The sequence below is a fragment of the Methylophaga sp. UBA1464 genome (assembly GCF_002325665.1).
Classification (GTDB): Bacteria; Pseudomonadota; Gammaproteobacteria; order Nitrosococcales; family Methylophagaceae; genus Methylophaga.
In genome coordinates, this window is sequence record NZ_DCSO01000032.1 from 6,096 (window position 1) to 6,568 (window position 473).

Genomic DNA, 473 nt, shown 5'->3' on the forward strand with positions numbered 1-473 from the left:
GAACGTATCCAGGAAGTCGCTAAAAAAGTTATCCAATATCGCAAAGATGGTCATGATATCGTCGTTGTGGTATCCGCTATGAGTGGCGAAACCAACCGTTTGCTGGCTTTGGCAAAGGAAATAACGCCACATCCGCGAGGACGTGAACTGGATGTTTTGCTGTCAACGGGTGAACAAGTCACTATCGCTCTGCTCAGCATGACATTGCAACAAATGGGTATGCCCGCACAATCCTATACCGGATCTCAAGTAAAGATCCTGACTGACGATGCGCATAATAAAGCCCGCATCATGCAGATTGATGATGAAAAAATGCGTGAGGATCTTGCAGAAGGCAAAGTCGTTGTGGTCGCCGGTTTTCAAGGTTGTGATGAACAAGGCAACATTACAACTTTGGGGCGCGGTGGTTCTGATACCACGGCAGTAGCATTAGCTGCCGCCCTGAAAGCAGATGAATGTCAGATTTATACTGA

1 pseudogene is annotated in these 473 nt (G+C 47.1%); it reads left to right on the forward strand.

Annotation, left to right across the window (positions count from 1 at the left end):
* Positions 1 to 473: pseudogene (locus B3O33_RS03390) on the forward strand (aspartate kinase); the annotation flags it as partial.